General features: G+C 64.3%; 15 protein-coding genes. 6 read left to right on the top strand and 9 right to left on the bottom strand.

Annotated elements, in window-relative coordinates:
* Positions 1-535: 535 nt before the first annotated feature.
* Positions 536-1,726 carry a S8 family peptidase gene (locus tag EP007_RS15190; protein WP_128478455.1) on the bottom strand — a complete coding sequence of 397 codons (1,191 nt, stop codon included), beginning with the start codon at positions 1,724-1,726 and terminating at the stop codon, positions 536-538.
* 159 nt (positions 1,727-1,885) lie between these two features.
* Positions 1,886-3,082 carry a S8 family peptidase gene (locus EP007_RS15185; protein WP_128478454.1) on the bottom strand — a complete coding sequence of 399 codons (1,197 nt, stop codon included), beginning with the start codon at positions 3,080-3,082 and terminating at the stop codon, positions 1,886-1,888.
* Between the two features lie 156 nt (positions 3,083-3,238).
* On the opposite strand from EP007_RS15185, the gene EP007_RS15180 reads away from it, so the two are divergent.
* Positions 3,239-4,042 carry a DUF2797 domain-containing protein gene (locus EP007_RS15180; RefSeq protein ID WP_394346044.1) on the top strand — a complete coding sequence of 268 codons (804 nt, stop codon included), beginning with the start codon at positions 3,239-3,241 and terminating at the stop codon, positions 4,040-4,042.
* A 124-nt stretch (positions 4,043-4,166) separates the two neighbouring features.
* Positions 4,167-5,348, top strand: a complete 1,182-nt coding sequence (locus EP007_RS15175; protein ID WP_128478453.1) for a redox-regulated ATPase YchF — start codon at positions 4,167-4,169, stop codon at positions 5,346-5,348.
* A 147-nt stretch (positions 5,349-5,495) separates the two neighbouring features.
* On the opposite strand, the gene EP007_RS15170 is transcribed toward EP007_RS15175, so the two are convergent.
* A complete protein-coding gene (locus EP007_RS15170; RefSeq protein WP_128478452.1) occupies positions 5,496-6,440 on the bottom strand; it encodes an alpha/beta fold hydrolase in 945 nt (314 codons plus the stop codon).
* Positions 6,441-6,549: 109 nt separating this feature from the next.
* Here EP007_RS15170 and EP007_RS15165 point away from each other — a divergent pair, with 109 nt between their 5' ends.
* The gene (locus EP007_RS15165) at positions 6,550-6,816 is read left to right on the top strand and encodes a hypothetical protein (protein ID WP_128478451.1); all 267 of its coding nucleotides are present in this window, start codon (positions 6,550-6,552) and stop codon (positions 6,814-6,816) included.
* Positions 6,817-6,890: 74 nt separating this feature from the next.
* On the opposite strand, the gene EP007_RS15160 is transcribed toward EP007_RS15165, so the two are convergent.
* Positions 6,891-7,532: a DUF7282 domain-containing protein gene (locus EP007_RS15160; protein ID WP_128478450.1), complete on the bottom strand. Its 642-nt coding sequence runs from the start codon at positions 7,530-7,532 to the stop codon at positions 6,891-6,893.
* Between the two features lie 155 nt (positions 7,533-7,687).
* Complete coding sequence (locus EP007_RS15155; protein WP_128478449.1) at positions 7,688-8,539, bottom strand: UbiA family prenyltransferase; 852 nt, start codon at positions 8,537-8,539, stop codon at positions 7,688-7,690.
* A 98-nt stretch (positions 8,540-8,637) separates the two neighbouring features.
* On the opposite strand from EP007_RS15155, the gene EP007_RS15150 reads away from it, so the two are divergent.
* Complete coding sequence (locus EP007_RS15150; RefSeq protein WP_166035632.1) at positions 8,638-9,291, top strand: ribonuclease H-like domain-containing protein; 654 nt, start codon at positions 8,638-8,640, stop codon at positions 9,289-9,291.
* 174 nt (positions 9,292-9,465) lie between these two features.
* On the opposite strand, the gene EP007_RS17995 is transcribed toward EP007_RS15150, so the two are convergent.
* The 4 genes from EP007_RS17995 to EP007_RS15130 all read right to left on the bottom strand — a co-directional run bounded on the left by EP007_RS17995 (position 9,466) and on the right by EP007_RS15130 (position 11,940).
* Entirely contained in the window at positions 9,466-9,561 is a 96-nt protein-coding gene (locus EP007_RS17995; RefSeq protein WP_128478447.1) for an antitoxin VapB family protein, read from the bottom strand.
* Between the two features lie 103 nt (positions 9,562-9,664).
* The gene (locus tag EP007_RS15140; protein ID WP_128478446.1) at positions 9,665-10,786 is read right to left on the bottom strand and encodes a pyridoxal phosphate-dependent aminotransferase; all 1,122 of its coding nucleotides are present in this window, start codon (positions 10,784-10,786) and stop codon (positions 9,665-9,667) included.
* Positions 10,787-10,849: 63 nt separating this feature from the next.
* Positions 10,850-11,389 (bottom strand): CBS domain-containing protein, encoded by a 540-nt coding sequence (locus tag EP007_RS15135; protein ID WP_128478445.1) that lies wholly within the window; start codon positions 11,387-11,389, stop codon positions 10,850-10,852.
* A gap of 170 nt (positions 11,390-11,559) precedes the next feature.
* Complete coding sequence (locus EP007_RS15130; protein ID WP_128478444.1) at positions 11,560-11,940, bottom strand: DUF555 domain-containing protein; 381 nt, start codon at positions 11,938-11,940, stop codon at positions 11,560-11,562.
* Positions 11,941-12,319: 379 nt separating this feature from the next.
* Here EP007_RS15130 and EP007_RS17640 point away from each other — a divergent pair, with 379 nt between their 5' ends.
* Positions 12,320-12,460: a hypothetical protein gene (locus EP007_RS17640; protein WP_166035384.1), complete on the top strand. Its 141-nt coding sequence runs from the start codon at positions 12,320-12,322 to the stop codon at positions 12,458-12,460.
* A gap of 133 nt (positions 12,461-12,593) precedes the next feature.
* Positions 12,594-13,322 (top strand): archaeal proteasome endopeptidase complex subunit beta, encoded by a 729-nt coding sequence (gene psmB, locus EP007_RS15125; protein ID WP_128478443.1) that lies wholly within the window; start codon positions 12,594-12,596, stop codon positions 13,320-13,322.
* Positions 13,323-13,390: the final 68 nt, after the last annotated feature.

Raw genomic sequence — 13,390 nt, 5'->3', positions numbered from 1 at the left:
TGGGGACCTGAATCGTGACGGCGTCCAGAGTACCGAACTTCCGAACCACGTTGTCGGCGGAGGAGAGCGCCATCTGTCGGCCCTTGTCGGACTTGAAGCCGACGTTGACCTCGACCGTGTCGTCGGGCTTTGCCGCCGCGAGACTCGTCGCACTCAGCGCGGCGAGCGAACCGCCAGCACTTTTCAGCACGTTACGTCGGGAAACGCCACTGTCGTTACCAAGCATTGCAATTTTTTAATTGGAAGGTAGCGTAATAAAGTTTTATTCTAGATTATGATATTGGAAAAATAAACTGTATTTTGAGCTAACTGTTCGCTGAGGGTATCCCATCACACTCGGTTTCGGCGTCTCTACTGGCTTCTTGTAGCGACTCAGCCGTCGAGAAGCGCACACAGTGCGTGGTGAGACGCGTTCGTCGCGGCCGAGAGCGATCCGCGGCGCTGGCGACCGTCGAACCCTCCGAAAAAGTTGGCCGAGCGGAGTCGGCTCGCCGAAGCACGAGGCGAACGCCCCGCCTCTAGCGGCCGGAGAGTCTCAAGTGTCGTCGCTGGAGTCGTAGCCGAGCGCGGCCGCGGCGTCCAGCAGGCCCGCACCGGACTCGTTGCTCGACAGGCCGATGTTTTCGGCCGAACTCTCCAAGGTCGAGCGGATTTGGCTCGCGCTCTGGCCGTCGGCGGCGAGTTGCCCCGCGACGCCAGCGACGTGGGGCGTCGCCATCGACGTGCCCGAGTAGGTGGCGTAGCCGCCGTTGGCGACCGACGAGTAGATGTCGGTGCCGGGCGCGGCGATGTCCACTTCGGGACCGGTCGAGGAGAAGTCCGAGAGGCTGTCGTCGCTCGCGGTTGAACTCACGGCCATGACCTCGGGGTAGGCCGCGGGGTAGCCCACGCAGTCGGTACACGGTCCGGAGTTACCCGCGGCCGCGACGAGGAAAACACCCTGACTGCTGGCGTACTGGACCGCGGTCTCGACTGTACTGGACGCGCTTCCGCCGAGACTCATCGAGGCAACGTCGTAGCCCTGATTGGCGACCCACTCGATTCCGGCCGCGATGTCGGAGTACGAGCCGCTGCCGCACTTGTCGAGGACCTTCACGGAGTGAAGCGTCACGTCGGGCGCGGAACCGATGACGCCCTGACTGTTGTCGTCGCCCGCCGCGATGCCCGCACAGTGGGTCCCGTGGTTGTTGTCGTCCGTCCACGAGTAGGTACAGGTGTTGTTCGCGGGTTTCGCGCCGTAGCGACAGCCACCCTTTGTGTTACAGGTGACGAACGCCTTGCCCGCCCCGAGGTGGTCGGTCAGGTCCGGGTGGTCGTCGTCGATGCCCGTGTCCACGATGGCCACGTTGGCACCGCTACCGAGTTCTCCGTTCGCGTGTAGCACGTCGGCGTCGATGCGGTCCTGCCCCCACGGGAGAGTTTCGGCAAGCGCCTCCATCGTGCCGTTCTCCTCGACGAACTCGACGTTCGGGTTCTTCGACAGTCCCGTCGCCGCCCGCTTCGCCACGCGAATCGTCACGACATCGAGGGAGTCGAACGTCCGAACGGTCTCGTCGGCCTGACTGAGCGCGGCTTGGCGACCGCGCTCGGACTTGAACCCGACGTTGACCTCGACCGTGTCGTCGGGTTTCGCGGCCGCGAGTCCGCTCGCCGCCGCCGTTGCGACGGACGCACCGGCCACTTTCAGCACGTTACGCCTCGACACACCATTGTCATTATCTCCCATGACAATTGTAAAATAATGATTATGATATATAAATGTTCTAGCTAATATGTAAAATAAACGATTAGCAGAGCATTTCCAGGGGTTAGGGGCCAGATTTCTCTGTTTCGAATTCTCATCATTTCCTCGGAAAAATGAGCGCGTGACCGCTCGAACGCGAGGTCACGTATCGTCCGACGAGTCGAGACCGAGTGCGGCGGCCACGTCCAACAGGCCCGCTCCCGATTCGTTGCTCGACAGGCCGATGTTCTCGGCGGTGGACTTCAACTGACTGCGGGCGTCGCCGTTGGTCGCGCCGTTCGCCATGAGTTGGCCACCTCCGCCCGCGACGTGCGGACACGCCATCGACGTGCCCGAGAAGGTGGCGTAGCCGCCGGGCACCGTCGAGTAGATGTCGGTTCCGGGCGCGGCGAGTTCGATTTCGGGACCCTGCGAGGAGAACTCCGAGAGGTCGTCGTTCGAGTCGGTCGAACTGACCGCGACGACTTCGTCGTAGGCGGCAGGGTAGCCCACACAGCCGGTACACGGGCCGTCGTTGCCCGCGGCCGCGACGAGCAGGACGCCCTCGCCCTGCGCGTACTCGACGGCGTCCTTGAGCGCGGAGGACCCCGAACTGCCGCCGAGACTCATGCTGGCCACGTCCCAGCCTTGGTCGGCGACGTACTCGACGCCCGCCGCGATGTCCGAGAACGTCCCGCTCCCCGAACAGTCCAGCACCTTGACCGCGTGGAGGGTCGCCTCCGTCGAGACTCCCACGACGCCCTCGGTGTTGTCCACCGCGTCGGCGATGCCCGCGCAGTGGGTGCCGTGGTCGTTGTCGTCGGACCACGGTTCGTTACAGGCGTTGTTGTTGCCCGAGAACTGGCAGTTCCCGAAGTAACCGCCGTTCCCGCAGGAGACAAAGGCCTTGCCCCGCCCGAGGTTGGCTTGCAGGTCGGGGTGGTCGTCGTCGATGCCCGTGTCCACGATGGCGATGTCCGCGCCAGCGCCCGTCTCCCCGTTCGCGTGGGCGACCTCCGCGTCCACGCGGTCAACGCCCCACGGCAGGGTTTGAGCGAACGCCTCCATCGTCCCGTTCTCCTCGACGTAGCGGACGTTCGGATTCGTTTCGAGCGCCGTCACCGCCTGCTTTGGCAGGCGGAGCGTCAGCACGTCGATGGAGTTGAACGTCCGGACGGTCTCGTCGGCCCGACTGAGCGCGGCCTGACGACCGCGCTCGGAGTTGAACCCGACGTTGACTTCGACCGTGTCGTCGGGTTTCGCGGCCGCGAGACCGGTTCCCACACCTGCGGCCGCCACGGACGCGCCGACCCCTTTCAGTACGTTTCGCCTCGACACACCGTTGTCATTGTGAGACATGACGTGTGTAAATAATCGTGATAGATAATGAATTTTTCTTAGGTATAAATACTAAATGTAGGACTAGATATTATTTGTATAAGGTTGCGCAAGCTACATTGACCCGTTGACGCACCAAACCGCACGCCTTTAGGAGCCGACCCCGTAGCCAGCGGCGTGCAAATCGTCGGGTACGAGACCGAGCGCGAGGGCGACACGGACGCGAGCGGTGCGACTGTGAGCGAGACGGACGACCAGCGCGTGCGCGCCGCGCTGGTCGTCGCCGACGAGGGCGAGGTCCGCCGCGAGCGACTCGACCCCGGCCGCACCCTCGGCTATTCGCTCGGGGAGCGTCGCTGTGCGGGCGCGCTCGACGGCCCGACCCACTACGAGTGTGCGAACGAGGGCGCACCCTACTGCGACCAACACACCCGAACGTGGGTCTGCGCTCGGTGTACCGGGAGTTGTCTCAAAGACGAGATGGACTGCTACGACGACCACGCCATCTACCTCGCGGCGTTCGCGCCCGCGACGTTCAAGGTCGGCGTGACCAAGGAGTGGCGACTCCGGACACGCCTCCGAGAGCAGGGCGCGGACCGCGCGGCCCACCTCCGAACGGTCGAGAACGGCCGGGTCGCCCGCGACATCGAATCGCAACTGGCCGAGGAGTTCACCGACCGCGTTCGCGTCCCCGACAAGATAACGGGGCTTCACCGCGACGTGGACGCCGCGGCGTGGCGCGACACCCTCGCGGAGTTCGAACCCATCGAGCGATTCGACTTCGAGTACGGTCTCGACCTCTCGGCCCAACCAGTCGCAGAAACGCTGGCGACCGGCGAAGTTCTCGGCGTGCAGGGCCGCGTGCTGGTGCTAGCGCAGGGCGGCACGACCTACGCAGTCGATTTACGGGACTTGGTGGGCTACGAAATTAGCGAGGACGAAAGCGACCGACAGTTACAGTCGAGTCTCGGCGCGTTCTGAGCGTCGTCGCGGCCGACCGCTGGCGGTCGGCCGCGCGAGAACAGCGACTCTTGCGCGACGACTAGCGACCCTCGGAACTCGCGGAACCGAAAGGCAGTTCCCCGATACGCCGGTAGCTTCTCGCATGATTTCCATCGCGCTGGCGGGCAAGCCCAACGCGGGCAAGTCCACCTTCTACAAGGCCGCGACGATGGCCGACGTGGACGTGGCGAACTACCCGTTCACGACCATCGACGCGAACCGCGGCGTCAGCCACGCACGGACCGACTGCCCCTGTCTCGAACGCGACGAGCGCTGTGGCGACGAGAACTGCCACGACGGGAAACGCTACGTCCCCGTCGAACTGCTCGACGTGGCCGGACTGGTGCCGGGCGCCCACGAGGGCCGCGGACTCGGCAACCAGTTTCTGGACGAACTCACGAACGCCGACGCGATACTCAACGTCGTGGACGCCTCCGGCGGCACCAACGAGGAGGGCGAACCGGTCGAAATCGGCACGTTCGACCCCGTCGAAGAGGTCGATTTCATCGAGGAGGAGATGGACCAGTGGCTCGCCAGCATCATCGACCGCAACTGGGAGAGCGTCGAGCGCAAGTCCCGGTCGCCCGATTTCGACATCGACGACGCGCTGGCGGACATGCTGACCGGATTCGGCGCGACGGAGGCCGACGTGGCCGCCAGTCTGCGTGAACTCGACTATCCCGACGACCCGATTCAGTGGACCGACGACCACCGGGTCGCGCTCGCCCGCGACGTTCGAGCGCGAACGAAGCCCATCATCCTCGTGGCGAACAAGGCCGACGTGGCTCCCCCGGAGAACATCGAGCGCCTGAAAGAGACCGGCAAGCCCGTGATTCCGGCGACCGCAGAGGGTGAACTGGCGCTCCGACAGGCCGAGCAGGCCGGAGCCATCGACTACGACCCCGGCGACGAGGACTTCGAGGTGGTCGGCGACCTGAGCGACGACCAGCAGGCGGGTCTCGAAAAGATTCGGGAGGTCATGGGCGAGTGGGGCGGAACCGGCGTACAGGAGTCGCTGAACGCCGGGGTTTACGACCTGCTCGACCGGATTACGGCCTACCCGGTCCAGAACGAGACCAAGTGGACCGACGCGAAGGGCAACGTCCTGCCCGACGCCTTCCTCCTGCCTCGCGGGGCGACGCCGAAGGACCTCGCCTACGCGGTCCACAGCGACATCGGCGACGGCTATCTCCACGCGGTCAACGGGAAGACGAACCGGGAGATCAGCGACGAGTACGAGATGGAGGAGGGCGACGTGGTGAAAATCGTGAGTACCGCGAAGTAGTCGCCTCCAACCTCTGCGGTGCGCAGGCCGATCTGCTGACCGCCGTCGAAATAATTGCCGAGATGGACCGCGGTGAGGCGAGAACGCGCCTTGACTGTCTCATACCCTCTCGCTTTTGCTCACTCTCTTCCTCTTTCTCTCTGCCTCCTACTCTCGCTCACCCTCTCCGAAGAACTCGACCAGCAGGTCGCCGACCGCCTCTGGTCGGTCGTTCTGGACCCAGTGAGTCGCGCCGGGTAGTCGCTCAACGCGCAGGTCCGCCACCCACTCGCCCAGTCCCTCGGTCAGTTCCGTGCCGAGCGCCACGTCGTCCTCGCCCCAAATCAACAGCGTCGGCGCGCGAACGCGGTGCTGGCGGTCGTCTCTCCCGACGAGTCGGCGCGCCTCGGCGACCAGATTCTCGCGGAACAGCGCCCGGTAGTAGCTGATAGCCGCGGCGAGTGCGCCCGGCCGGGCGGCGGCCTCCCGGTAGCGCCGAACGTCCTCGTCGCTGAAGGTGTCCGGACGTGCGCTCTCGCGGAGCATCCGCCCGATTCCGGCGGCGGTTCCCGCGCCGAGAAGCGTCTCGGGGAGCGCGGGCATCTGAAACCACAGCATGTACCACGAGCGCCGCAACTGTTCGGGGTTGCGCGAGAGTTCCCGCCGAAACCGCTCGGGATGGGGCGCGTTCAGCACGGCGAGTCGGGAGACGACCTCCGGGCGGCGAATCGCGGTCTCCCATGCTATCGCGCCGCCCCAGTCGTGGCCGACGATGTGGGCACTCTCCCGGCCGAAATGCGCTATCAGGCCGACCACGTCGCCGACCAATTTCTCTATTCGATAGCTGTCCACGCCTCGCGGTTTCTCCGACAGGTTGTACCCGCGCATGTCGGGCGCGACGACCCGGTACCCGGCGTCGGCGAGCGCGGGAATCTGTTCGCGCCACGAGTACCAGAACTCGGGGAACCCGTGGAGCAAGAGAACGAGCGGGTCGTCCTCGTCGCCAGCCGCGACGTAGTGAAGGCGTACGTCGCCGACGACTGCCTGCTCGTGGGTCCACGGTCGGTCGGCGTCGCTCGGTACCGTCTCGCGCTCGCGTCCGTCGATTGCCATACCGAACGTCAGTGTGACAGCGGATTAAAGCTTGAGGGGTCGGTAGCGACTCGTCGGCGCGACAGGCTTCATCGAACAGACTTTTCTCCGCCCTCGATAACCCTCAGATGTGCAACTGTTCTACCTCTATCACGGGTCGCTGGCGATTTCCGGGGCGGCGATTGGCGTTGACGGTCTCCTCTCGGCCAGCGCCGACGGTGCTAGCGTACCGGTCGCACTGATGGTCCTCGGCGGCGGCGGACTGGTCGTCGTATCAACGTACAAGGCGTTCACCTCCGAGCCAGCGGATTTCGAACTCCCGGCAAGAAATGTTTTCGCAGTAGCTCTGGGGGCGCTCCTCATCCTCCTTGGCGTTGCGATTCAGATACTCGCCTGACCGTTGAGTCGAAACGCGGTGCAAAATCCGTTGGGCGTCAAATAGGTGCCCGAAAGCGGAGTATTAAATCGATTTTACATTTCGGTCGTCGTTTCGCCGTCCTCGACGGTCGTCGTCTCGCCCGCTTCGACGGTCACGTTCGCCCAGTCGATGACGGCCTGTCCGTCAACCGTATAGGGGTCGTCGGTCTCGGGGAACTCGTACGCTTGATTGTCGTTCGTATCCATGTGCGGCATGGCGATGAGGACTTGGTCTGCCTCGATGGGTTCGTCGAGTCGGACGGTCACGTCCTCGTGAACGCCGGGTTCGAGGTACGTCGAGTTACCGAGGACCGGACCCGCCGCGTACTGCTGGGTCTGGCCGTCCATGGCGGTCGTCTCCATGCCAACCGCAGTTTCGGTCTCCGTTCCCATCTCGGTCTCCATCTGGGTCGTTTGCAGGCTCTCGGCCTCGTGAATCACGACGAAGCCGCCCTCGGGAACGACGACTTCTTCGACCACGACCGCGGTCCCGTTCGAGGTCTGGTCACCGAGCGTGACGCTCGCCTGCCCCGTGGCCGTAGTCGTCTGCATCATCGTCGTCTCTACTGCTGTGGTCGTCTCCTGTTCCGCGACTACGTCGGAACTCGCCTGCGGCGTGGCGCCGAACGTCAGCGCCGCCGACGTTCCCATCGCAAGCATCGCAACGACTGCTACGAGCGTTATCTTTCGTGTCATCGAAACACCTCGTCGGAGCCACTACCGAGTCTGGAAAGAAAGGCTCCAATCGTTCATCGGGAGAACGGACGACTACCCCGACGTAGCCCGGATGGAACCCGGCGTAACCATCGTTTCAGGGAGGCAGGGACACCTTTCCGCAAGCGAACTCGGAGTCACGCTAGCGGTCGGAACCACACCGCCGCGAGCAACAGCGCGAGGAAGACGTACGACCCCCGGACCAGCAGCATCGTCGCCAGTTCGGGGTCGGCCCGGCGAGCGACCCCGGCTACTGCGCCGAACCCCGCGACGGCGGCAACGCTACTCGGCGGGAAGACGGCGAGCGCCGCGAGCGCGACGACGAGAACGAGCGCCGTCGTCATCAGCGCGTAGGCCGCGGTTCTGGCGCGCTCGGGACCGAGCGTCACTGCCACGGTGCGCTTCCGGATGGAGCGGTCGTAGTCGTAGTCCTGCGCGTCGTCGATGACCTTCACCCCCGAGAGCAAAACGAGGAAGACGGCGGCGAACGCGAGCGCGATGGGTGCGAGCGTCCCGGCCTGCGCGGCGTACCCTCCGAGGATGGCCAGCGCGATGCCGAGGGGATAGCCCGTCGTCGCGGTCACGGGGTTGGTGTCGAGTTGCGGGGCGTGGTGGTAGGCGACGAGCCACGTCGGGAGCGTCAAGAGCGCGGCGAGACCGCCCGCGAGCGCCCAGAGCGCGAGTAGACAGGCGGCGAACAGCGCGGTGGACCCCGCGAGCGCACGCTTACACCCGCGCTCGGAGAGGGGGTGGTCGTCGTCCTCGTCGCGGACGTAGAAGTCCACGTAGCCGTCCTTGACGTGGGCGGTGTAGACGGCCGCGAAGATGGCCGTCGCGTGGAGAAGCCCCGCCGCGAGGTCGAAGCGCCCGGCCAGCACGCCGCCGAACAGCGAGGAGGCGACGGGCGGCGTCATGAAGACGGGGTGGACCTGCGAGGCGAGCGCGCGGGCCGCGGGGACGACGCCGGACTCCCGGCGAGCGATGGGCATGGTTCCAACGCACGAGAGCGAGACGCATAAAATCTCAGGGCGGTAAAACGGACGGCAGAAGGAGAAGATTTACTACAGTTTTGTATGTTGTAAATTATGTGTCTACGCTTGACCTAAATACGGAAGATCGATTCCCGAGTATCGGGACTCTCGACATCGAGACCTCGGGCTTCGACGGCGGAAGTGAACACCTCATCGCGGTCGGCGTCGGCTACTACAAAGCCGATGGAGGTGATGCTGAAGTTGCAGTCCACACTCAGAAGGACTTCGACGGAGACGAAGCCAAACTGATCCGGACGACTTACGAGTGGTTGAACGAGCGAAATCCGGACGCGCTAACGACCTACGGCGGCGAGGGCTTCGACTTCGAGTTCCTTGACGACAAACAGACAGCACTCGGTGTTTCGGACGGGCCGGACCTTGCGTGTCGGTCGAATCACATTGACCTGTTCGAACCGCGGAAGTCCCTCGCAGACAAACGGAACAACAAGTGGCCGTCGCTCGAAGAATCGCTCAAATCGTACGAAATTCCCGAGTACGAGACGACATGGCGGAACGCAAAACTTGACAACACGATGTTCGGCGAAGAACTCGCGCCCGAGTACGTCGCGGCGCTTGAAGACGGCGACACCAACACACTCGACGCACTGGAAACAATCGTCCACGAGTACACTGAGACAGACATTGAGGGTAACATCGCGCTCTACGAACACGACGTAGGACGCGAGTACATGCCGACGTACGCGCGGTAAGTCAATTCGCCCAAACCTCTTACCGTAAGACGACTAGACCGAACTTGCTCAGCGATACGTCTCTACGTCGAGAGCGACTGTCACGTCCTCGTGTGCCTCGCGCATCGCCTCGGTCGCGTCGGAGTCCGACCATACGCCGAACCCGGCGTAGATGTCGCACTCCTCGTCAGTAAGTCATTCGAAGAGGTCGGTGAAACTCTCGTCGTCCTGCTTTCGCGTTTCGAGTCGTTCGTAGATTTCGTCGCTGACCCAAATCGTCTTTGTTCCCATGTGCAGCTGTATGTTTATTCTGCCTGAAAGTTATTCACATCGACACGACCGAACGAAAATCGGACGTGACAAAACCCCGCTCGTTATCGATTCGGTCGTACCGTCACCGAACCGCGTTCGTCGCCTCGCGCATGACCTCGATGGCCTCCTTCAGGGTCTCCATGTCGGTCGCGTAGGAGATGCGGGCGTAACCCTCGCCGTGGTCGCCGAAGGCCTCGCCGGGCACGACGACGACGCCGCGGTCCAGCACCTCGTCGGTCCAGCCTTCGGGCACCTTCGGCATCGCGTAGAACGCACCCTCGGGCGTCGGACAGTCGAGGCCCATGTCGGCGAAGCCGTCGAGAAGCACGTCGCGGCGCTCCTCGAACGCGGCGACCATCTCGGAGACGGGGTCCTGCGGGCCGGAGAGAGCGGCCTCGGCGGCGAACTGCGCCGGGGCGCTGGCGCAGGCCTGTACGTACTGGTGGACTCGGAGCATGCGCTCGATGCGGCGCTCGCTCGCGGCAACCCACCCGAGTCGCCACCCCGTCATCGAGTAGGTCTTCGAGCAGGCGTTGACGACGACCACGTTGTCCGACTCGGCGTAAGCCATCGGCGAGTGGTGGTCGCCCTCGAAGACAATGTGTTCGTACACCTCGTCGGAGATACACAGCAGGTCGTGTTCGTCGGCGATGCGGGCGAACTCCCGCATGTCCGCCTCGCTCTGGACCGCGCCCGTAGGGTTCGCGGGGCTGTTGACGATGAAGGCCGCGGTGTCGTCGGTGATGGCCTCTTCGACCGCCGCGGGGTCCAAGGTCAAGTCCTCGCGCAGGGCGACGGGCTTGGGGTCGCCGCCAGCGAGGCGGGTCAGCGCGTCGTAGGAGACGAATCCGGGGTCGGGAAAGAGAACTTCCTCGCCAGCGTCCACATGGGCCTCCAGCGCGAGGTGGAGGGCTTCGCTTCCGCCTGCGGTGGCGACGAGGTTCTCCGGCGGGACCGAGAAGTCGTTGTCCCGGTCGTGTTTCGCGCTGATGGCCTCCCGGAGTTCGAGCGTCCCCTTGTTGGAGGTGTAGGCGTCGGCCTTCCCGGCCTCGATGGCCTCGACTGCGGCCCGTCGGGCGTGTTCCGGCGTCGGGAAGTCCGGTTGCCCGAGACCGAGGTTGATGGCGTCCTCGCCAGCCATCTCGAATACTTCGCGGATGCCGCTGATCGAAACCTGCTCGACCCTGTCGGAGAAGTCCGTCATGTGTTCCTCTGTGGCACCCCGAACGATAATTGTTGGTGTTTTTCGAGAAACTGGAAAACGAAGTCAGGACAACCGCGCCGCGATGTCCGCTTCCGTGATGATACCGACCGTGTTTCCGCGCTCGGTCACGATGACCGCCTTGTTGTGGCCGAGGTCCGTACTCAGTTCGTCCAGCGTGGCGTTCCGGGACTTGGTGGGGAAGCTCTCGCCCATGAACTCCGAGACCGGCTGGTCGCGTGACTCCTCGCCGACACTCATCAGGTCCTCGAAACTGATGGAGCCGACGGGCACGCCCTCGTTGATGACGGGCAACTGCGAGAAGCCCGCGTCCTGCATCTTCGTCACGGCTCGGCTGACCGAGTCGTCGGGACCCACGCTGACCACATCCTCGTGCATCAGGTCGCCCGCGCGCACGATGTCGCCCTCCGACTCGTCGAGGGCGTCCACGATGTGCCGGAGCGTCGAGAGCCGCGGGTCCACGTCTCCGCCCTCGATGCGCGCGATGAGCGGCTGCGAGACGCCCGCGCGGTCGGCCAGTTCGCTCTGGGTCAGACCGAGTTCGGTCCGGCGCTCCCGGATGTCTTGGGGCGTCGGTAGTTCCATGTCCCCCGATAACTAACGGTTATAAATAAAGGTTCGGTTCGCGTGCCGAGACGACGGTCGGCCGACCGTCGTCTCGGCACGCCCGCGGTTCGCTCGGCCGGACTTTCCACGAGGGAGTCGGTCTCAGCGCGCCCGCGGTTCGCTTTGTCGAACTCCCCGGAAACGGCGACTTACTCGTCGCTGCCGCCGAGTTCGATGTCCTCGTCTTCCTCGTACTCGATGGTCTCGACGATTTCGAGGGGCACGTCGCGGAGCGCGCCGCCGATTTCGCTCTTGGCGATGCGCTGGGCGTGTTCCTCGCTGTCGGCGTTGAAGACCTTCATCTCCAACAGGAGACCGACGAGCGCGGTTCCCGCCGCGATGAACGCCGAGTCGAACGGCTCGCCACACGCCGGACAGCCAGTCGCGCCGACCTCGACCTCCACGTAGTCCATGTCCTTTTCGTTCAGCCGCCGACCGGCTTCACTGACCGAGACGCCGATAGCGTCGTCGATGTCCTCTACGTCGCGCACCAACCATGCCGCCTCCATCGCAACGAGATAGTTGCTCATACCGTGGGGTCGTTCCGTGGTGGTTCGTGTCTTTCGGTTTTGCGGCGAGTCGCGCCGAGGTCCCGATTGCGGCGAGGTCCCCGCGGAGACCTCCCCGCGCCGACGCTCGACCGCGCGCGAGCCGCGGACGTGAGCCGTATCATCCTCATAAGTTATGCGTACGCCGGGCGTCGCCAAGTCGATGCCTACGTCCACGCGGCACGGAAATCCTGTTTCGTTGAACCGAGTGCAAACTGAGTTGAATCGCAAGCGGGCGACGCCTTCGAATCTAGATATCGTTCGTTATGAATCCTCGTTTTCAAGAACTCTTTTATATTCCCTCGGCCGACCCCCAGTCGAGGTACGAACCCAGATGTCCACGCGGATTCACCGTGCGATCATGTTCGCCCTGTACCAAACGAGCGTCGCCGCCAGCATCGCGCTGCTGCCGCTCGCCATCCTGACCAGACAACTCGGCGTCACGCTCCCGGCGCACCGAATCGTACAGCGATTGGAGCGGGCCTACGACACGACGGTCTGAACGGAACCGTCGGCGAAGCGACGACGATTTTCCAAGCGACGACTTCCGACAGCGGCGACTCCGGCAAGTGCGACCGATACCACAGTCTCTCGAAGAGTTGGTTTTATCAGTGCCGGTGGCCTAGGGACGGGTAATGCGTAGCCCAATGCACGGTTCCGAATTCTCCCAGAACGTCTCGCGGCTCGAAGCCGACGACACGAACCCCTACGAGCCGGAACTCGGCTCGCTCCCGAACCGCTCGGTCGATACCGAGGACGTTCAGGAGCTGAAGACCGGCACCACGACCATCGGTCTGACGACCGCCGACGGCGTCGTGATGGTCACGGACAAGCGCGCCAGCCTCGGTAACATGGTCTCCTCGAAGACCGCCCAGAAGGTCGAGCAGGTCCACCCGTCGGCCGCGCTCACCATCTCCGGGTCGGTCTCGGCGGCCCAGTCGCTCATCCGCACGCTGCAGGTCGAGGGCAACCTCTACGACTCCCGACGCGGCGAAGAGATGAGCATGCAGGCGCTCTCGACGCTGACGGGCAACCTCCTGCGCTCGGGCGGCTTCCTCATCACGGTCCCGGTCCTCGGTGGCGTGGACGAGGAAGGCGGTCACATCTACTCCTACGACGCGCTCGGCGGCGTGACCGAGGAGACCTACAGCGTCTCCGGGTCCGGGTCGCAGTTCGCGCTCGGTGTCCTCGAACAGGAGTACGACGAGGAGATGAGTCAGGACGAGGCCCGCGAGGTCGCCGTCCGCGCGCTCAAGAGCGCGGTCGAACGCGACACCGCGTCCGGGAACGGCATCTGGCTCGCCGAAATCGACGAGGACGGCGTCGAGATTTCGGACTACGAAGACTACGACGACGCGCTGTAAGTCGGTTCTTCTCCGACCACTCGGGCGCTTCGCGCCCTCGTTTTTCACTCTCGGAAGCCGCGGGGTTC

This window comes from Halorussus pelagicus, assembly GCF_004087835.1.
GTDB lineage: Archaea > Halobacteriota > Halobacteria > Halobacteriales > Haladaptataceae > Halorussus > Halorussus pelagicus.
The sequence above is the reverse complement of the archived record's forward strand: the minus strand, read 5'-3'. Positions and strand labels throughout refer to the sequence as shown.